Annotated in this window: 6 protein-coding genes; 3 read left to right on the forward strand and 3 right to left on the reverse strand. The window is 31.8% G+C overall.

Going from position 1 to position 6,299, the window contains the following annotated elements; translation table 11 throughout:
* Nucleotides 1-745 precede the first annotated feature (745 nt).
* The 3 genes from AC2FB1_RS10545 to AC2FB1_RS10555 are packed head-to-tail and all read left to right on the forward strand — an operon-like array spanning nt 746 to nt 2,775.
* Nucleotides 746-1,369: a hypothetical protein gene (locus tag AC2FB1_RS10545; protein WP_490675197.1), complete on the forward strand. Its 624-nt coding sequence runs from the start codon at nt 746-748 to the stop codon at nt 1,367-1,369.
* Between the two features lie 12 nt (nt 1,370-1,381).
* Nucleotides 1,382-1,810 (forward strand): RusA family crossover junction endodeoxyribonuclease, encoded by a 429-nt coding sequence (locus tag AC2FB1_RS10550; protein WP_019236247.1) that lies wholly within the window; start codon nt 1,382-1,384, stop codon nt 1,808-1,810.
* Nucleotides 1,810-2,775, forward strand: coding sequence for a hypothetical protein (locus tag AC2FB1_RS10555; RefSeq protein ID WP_057509555.1), 966 nt, complete (start codon nt 1,810-1,812; stop codon nt 2,773-2,775). Before AC2FB1_RS10550 ends, AC2FB1_RS10555 begins: the two co-directional genes overlap by 1 nt.
* A gap of 747 nt (nt 2,776-3,522) precedes the next feature.
* Here AC2FB1_RS10555 and AC2FB1_RS10560 read toward each other — a convergent pair.
* Genes AC2FB1_RS10560 through AC2FB1_RS10570 form a run of 3 tightly spaced genes read right to left on the reverse strand, consistent with a single transcriptional unit; the run spans nt 3,523 to nt 5,552 of the window.
* Entirely contained in the window at nt 3,523-4,488 is a 966-nt protein-coding gene (locus AC2FB1_RS10560; RefSeq protein WP_057509555.1) for a hypothetical protein, read from the reverse strand.
* Nucleotides 4,488-4,916 carry a RusA family crossover junction endodeoxyribonuclease gene (locus AC2FB1_RS10565; protein WP_019236247.1) on the reverse strand — a complete coding sequence of 143 codons (429 nt, stop codon included), beginning with the start codon at nt 4,914-4,916 and terminating at the stop codon, nt 4,488-4,490. The genes AC2FB1_RS10560 and AC2FB1_RS10565 overlap by 1 nt, the downstream gene beginning before the upstream one ends.
* Nucleotides 4,917-4,928: 12 nt before the next feature.
* The gene (locus AC2FB1_RS10570) at nt 4,929-5,552 is read right to left on the reverse strand and encodes a hypothetical protein (protein WP_490675197.1); all 624 of its coding nucleotides are present in this window, start codon (nt 5,550-5,552) and stop codon (nt 4,929-4,931) included.
* Nucleotides 5,553-6,299: the final 747 nt, after the last annotated feature.

The following is a 6,299-nucleotide window of genomic DNA, read 5'->3' on the forward strand; positions in this document are numbered from 1 at the left end:
ATATATATAAATAAGAACGTAAATAAACTTGTAAGTATATATATAAATAAGAACGTAAATAAACTTGTAAGTATATATATAAATAAGAACGTAAATAAACTTGTAAGTATATAATATCGAAATAGTAACTTATATTATTAAGAAACACAATTTAATGCCAGTAAATAAAAGAAGACTGTTACCAGAAAAAATAGAAGATATAAACATAACAAAATACAAACTTGACTTTGAATAAGGTAGTAAAGATGATATACCTATTAAAGAAAAAATGAAATATTTAACAACTATGTACTTTATGTCATTATGAAATGATATTTTTGAGATCAATAAAGAGATGTTGGATAAAACCTCTAATATTACATATCATTTATATTTAAATTATAATTAATATATTTTTATTATATAATTTAAATGTAAAATCAATTTGAAAAAACGAACTAAATATTTTATACTTAAACTACATTAAATAGTTCACTAAAACGAACTGTAATTATAAATGTAAGTAAAGACGTATTCATAACTGTAAGTATAAGTATAAATAGGAATGTAAATAGAGATATGAATATGATAATAAGTAAAATAATAAATATGATAGTAAATAAGCAATATATGTACCTAATCATAACTATAGGGCAAAGTTGGTTGTTTACTTATAAATGTAAATAAGAACGCAAATAAAGACGTAAGTAAAGATATAAGTATTAAGTGAAATAATTAAAATTAATGATTAAAGGGGCGTTTTAATATGGCTAACACTAAAACACAAAAGATATTAAGTATCTCAAAAACAAAAAGTGAAAATATCGCAAATTGGTTTGTTAATGACGCACAGTGGAAATTATTAGCTGAACATTTAGAGTTAGGAAAAACAGCTATCTTTAAATATAAGAAGCTTATTAAGACAAAATCAGAAGAACAAGACGCATTATATGCGTTAGGAGATATTTTCACATTAAACCAATTAAACACTGTCATAGAGCTATTTAACGACACGATAGAGTACCCAGAAAAGTATGAAAAACCGAAGAAAAAATCTGATGTTGATTTAAAAGCACAAGCAGATGTAATACAAAAACATACAAAAGATATGAATATGGATTATTTAGGTTATCAAGAGAAGCCGACGGCAACGAAAGAGAAAACCAAAATAGAAACCGAAAACAAAACAGATAAAGAGGCTCAAACCCCTACTAAATCAGATGTTATCGCTAAACATAATGCTAAGCGTAAAGCGATGAAAGAAGAAATAGAAGCTTTGCCTAAAGATAGTCCAGAAAGAATAGAAAAAGAAAGAGCATATAAGCAATCGGAAGCCGATAGAATTGCTGAATTTTGGGACGCACAAAAGCGAGAACAAGAAGATAAATAGGAGTGAATAGCGATGGCTAAGGTATGGAGATACACAATCAAATTACCACCTATGGGAACGCCCAGACCCCGTACAAGACGTTTAGATGATGGACGTACTATCACGTATTATGACCAGTCTTACAGTGATTATTTAGACGCAATACAAGCCGAACTAGCGAAAGATAATGCGATTAATGATGATTTTTATGATGTGATAAATACCGAGTTAGGCGTGAAAGCCGAAATCATGTTTTACGTACAAGCGCCAAGAAGTCAAAAGCGATTAAAAAAGCTAACAAGGACGACAGCACCTGATATAGATAACTTGCTCAAAGCAGCATTAGACGGCATTTTCAGAGGATTAGAAGTCAAAGACAGCCGAGTAGCGTTGGTATCAATGGGCAAGTTTCAAGAAATGGAAAATCCAAGAACTGAGATAGTTTTAAGGGGGATTGAGTAATGGCGAACTCAAATTTAGATAAGTTTCTAGTAATAGAAAAAATGATGGACGAGGCACAGGGCTTAATGGAGCCATATTTAAGTAGTTTAGAGCAGCGTTATGAGTATATGAACGTGTTGAGAAAAGAATATAGTAACCTATCGCACACACTAGGCAAGATACAGCAACGTGTAATCAAGCAAGGTGATAAGCTCGAAGTAGACGCAGACGTAAAGAATGTAGCACAAAGTGCAAGAGACCGAATAGACGAGCATATAGAGGCGATAGAAGAAGATAAAGCAGATGGAGATAATCAACCATCGGTTAAGCAATTAAAACGTGCTAGAGAAAAGCTAGACGGCGAATTAGACGAAGATAGCATAGGAGAAGCATGGCGATTGTTGAAAGTTCGAAAAATAGAAATCGAAGAGTTAAATGTGCTTATGGACTTAATCGACGCTATGGAAGACGGTAAACAAGATAAAGCAGAAAGTATTGTTAAAAAGATTGAAAAGCTAAGAAGTGATTATACAAGTGGCTTTGTACGCTATAGAGAGGCGTTAGAGCAAGGAGAAGACGTACAAAAAGAAGTTGATGATGTTATCGGCGATTTAGAAGATAGTGGCTATATACAAGAGGCTGAGAGCCTTACAGACGCAAGACCTAGTATTGCAGAAGAAAGAGGCTTAAGACCTGACGCACAACCGCTTCTAGACCTTTTAAACCCTATTAAGAGTGCAGGTTTAGAGTATTTTCAAAGTAGAAATAGGAACTCGGCATCATATGATTTAAATGTTGCCTTTGCGAAAGAAGTTGCTTATACAAGAAGAGCGTTATTAGAAGACCGTGAATATATCGGTACTAGAAACGCATTTAACCGTTTAAATACGGCGTTTGAGGAGCTTTCAGGCTATATGTACGACCGTTTTTATCAACTAGGAGGCACGCCAGTAAATTATCACGGACATGATGATAGAGTTAGATAAAAAATAAAAGCAGCAACCAAGCACCATATTAATTATGGTGCTTTTTATAATGCCGTCATATCAACGTTTTAAAGACATTTATAACCATAATCAAGTAATAAAAATAACAGTTCGTTAAAACGAACTATAAAACGCAATAACCTTTAAAAAAGTATAACTAATTAAATATAACATTTAATAAGGAGTTGAGTAAACATTAATAATAAAAATTAAAGGGAAATTAAGAGATAAACAGAGTATATAATTGAATAAAGAACAATATAAAATTAGAGTTATAAATAAAAGAAATATAAGTTCACGAAAGTGAACTTAAAAGGAACGAGCACAAAAATAAGTTCGCAAAAAAGAACCGAAGAGCAAGTGCTATGGGCTATTAGCCCATAGCACTTGCTCTTCGGTTCTTTTTTGCGAACTTATTTTTGTGCTCGTTCCTTTTAAGTTCACTTTCGTGAACTTATATTTCTTTTATTTATAACTCTAATTTTATATTGTTCTTTATTCAATTATATACTCTGTTTATCTCTTAATTTCCCTTTAATTTTTATTATTAATGTTTACTCAACTCCTTATTAAATGTTATATTTAATTAGTTATACTTTTTTAAAGGTTATTGCGTTTTATAGTTCGTTTTAACGAACTGTTATTTTTATTACTTGATTATGGTTATAAATGTCTTTAAAACGTTGATATGACGGCATTATAAAAAGCACCATAATTAATATGGTGCTTGGTTGCTGCTTTTATTTTTTATCTAACTCTATCATCATGTCCGTGATAATTTACTGGCGTGCCTCCTAGTTGATAAAAACGGTCGTACATATAGCCTGAAAGCTCCTCAAACGCCGTATTTAAACGGTTAAATGCGTTTCTAGTACCGATATATTCACGGTCTTCTAATAACGCTCTTCTTGTATAAGCAACTTCTTTCGCAAAGGCAACATTTAAATCATATGATGCCGAGTTCCTATTTCTACTTTGAAAATACTCTAAACCTGCACTCTTAATAGGGTTTAAAAGGTCTAGAAGCGGTTGTGCGTCAGGTCTTAAGCCTCTTTCTTCTGCAATACTAGGTCTTGCGTCTGTAAGGCTCTCAGCCTCTTGTATATAGCCACTATCTTCTAAATCGCCGATAACATCATCAACTTCTTTTTGTACGTCTTCTCCTTGCTCTAACGCCTCTCTATAGCGTACAAAGCCACTTGTATAATCACTTCTTAGCTTTTCAATCTTTTTAACAATACTTTCTGCTTTATCTTGTTTACCGTCTTCCATAGCGTCGATTAAGTCCATAAGCACATTTAACTCTTCGATTTCTATTTTTCGAACTTTCAACAATCGCCATGCTTCTCCTATGCTATCTTCGTCTAATTCGCCGTCTAGCTTTTCTCTAGCACGTTTTAATTGCTTAACCGATGGTTGATTATCTCCATCTGCTTTATCTTCTTCTATCGCCTCTATATGCTCGTCTATTCGGTCTCTTGCACTTTGTGCTACATTCTTTACGTCTGCGTCTACTTCGAGCTTATCACCTTGCTTGATTACACGTTGCTGTATCTTGCCTAGTGTGTGCGATAGGTTACTATATTCTTTTCTCAACACGTTCATATACTCATAACGCTGCTCTAAACTACTTAAATATGGCTCCATTAAGCCCTGTGCCTCGTCCATCATTTTTTCTATTACTAGAAACTTATCTAAATTTGAGTTCGCCATTACTCAATCCCCCTTAAAACTATCTCAGTTCTTGGATTTTCCATTTCTTGAAACTTGCCCATTGATACCAACGCTACTCGGCTGTCTTTGACTTCTAATCCTCTGAAAATGCCGTCTAATGCTGCTTTGAGCAAGTTATCTATATCAGGTGCTGTCGTCCTTGTTAGCTTTTTTAATCGCTTTTGACTTCTTGGCGCTTGTACGTAAAACATGATTTCGGCTTTCACGCCTAACTCGGTATTTATCACATCATAAAAATCATCATTAATCGCATTATCTTTCGCTAGTTCGGCTTGTATTGCGTCTAAATAATCACTGTAAGACTGGTCATAATACGTGATAGTACGTCCATCATCTAAACGTCTTGTACGGGGTCTGGGCGTTCCCATAGGTGGTAATTTGATTGTGTATCTCCATACCTTAGCCATCGCTATTCACTCCTATTTATCTTCTTGTTCTCGCTTTTGTGCGTCCCAAAATTCAGCAATTCTATCGGCTTCCGATTGCTTATATGCTCTTTCTTTTTCTATTCTTTCTGGACTATCTTTAGGCAAAGCTTCTATTTCTTCTTTCATCGCTTTACGCTTAGCATTATGTTTAGCGATAACATCTGATTTAGTAGGGGTTTGAGCCTCTTTATCTGTTTTGTTTTCGGTTTCTATTTTGGTTTTCTCTTTCGTTGCCGTCGGCTTCTCTTGATAACCTAAATAATCCATATTCATATCTTTTGTATGTTTTTGTATTACATCTGCTTGTGCTTTTAAATCAACATCAGATTTTTTCTTCGGTTTTTCATACTTTTCTGGGTACTCTATCGTGTCGTTAAATAGCTCTATGACAGTGTTTAATTGGTTTAATGTGAAAATATCTCCTAACGCATATAATGCGTCTTGTTCTTCTGATTTTGTCTTAATAAGCTTCTTATATTTAAAGATAGCTGTTTTTCCTAACTCTAAATGTTCAGCTAATAATTTCCACTGTGCGTCATTAACAAACCAATTTGCGATATTTTCACTTTTTGTTTTTGAGATACTTAATATCTTTTGTGTTTTAGTGTTAGCCATATTAAAACGCCCCTTTAATCATTAATTTTAATTATTTCACTTAATACTTATATCTTTACTTACGTCTTTATTTGCGTTCTTATTTACATTTATAAGTAAACAACCAACTTTGCCCTATAGTTATGATTAGGTACATATATTGCTTATTTACTATCATATTTATTATTTTACTTATTATCATATTCATATCTCTATTTACATTCCTATTTATACTTATACTTACAGTTATGAATACGTCTTTACTTACATTTATAATTACAGTTCGTTTTAGTGAACTATTTAATGTAGTTTAAGTATAAAATATTTAGTTCGTTTTTTCAAATTGATTTTACATTTAAATTATATAATAAAAATATATTAATTATAATTTAAATATAAATGATATGTAATATTAGAGGTTTTATCCAACATCTCTTTATTGATCTCAAAAATATCATTTCATAATGACATAAAGTACATAGTTGTTAAATATTTCATTTTTTCTTTAATAGGTATATCATCTTTACTACCTTATTCAAAGTCAAGTTTGTATTTTGTTATGTTTATATCTTCTATTTTTTCTGGTAACAGTCTTCTTTTATTTACTGGCATTAAATTGTGTTTCTTAATAATATAAGTTACTATTTCGATATTATATACTTACAAGTTTATTTACGTTCTTATTTATATATATACTTACAAGTTTATTTACGTTCTTATTTATATATATACTTACAAGTTTATTTACGTTCTTATTTATATATATAC

Source organism: Staphylococcus sp. CoH_129_LAB_1 (assembly GCF_058191515.1).

Coding starts and splice junctions, on each gene's coding strand:
- AC2FB1_RS10560 (WP_057509555.1), bottom strand. CDS start 4,488: ATGGCGAACTCAAATTTAGATAAGTTTCTAGTAATAGAAAAAATGATG.
- AC2FB1_RS10550 (WP_019236247.1), top strand. CDS start 1,382: ATGGCTAAGGTATGGAGATACACAATCAAATTACCACCTATGGGAACG.
- AC2FB1_RS10565 (WP_019236247.1), bottom strand. CDS start 4,916: ATGGCTAAGGTATGGAGATACACAATCAAATTACCACCTATGGGAACG.
- AC2FB1_RS10570 (WP_490675197.1), bottom strand. CDS start 5,552: ATGGCTAACACTAAAACACAAAAGATATTAAGTATCTCAAAAACAAAA.
- AC2FB1_RS10555 (WP_057509555.1), top strand. CDS start 1,810: ATGGCGAACTCAAATTTAGATAAGTTTCTAGTAATAGAAAAAATGATG.
- AC2FB1_RS10545 (WP_490675197.1), top strand. CDS start 746: ATGGCTAACACTAAAACACAAAAGATATTAAGTATCTCAAAAACAAAA.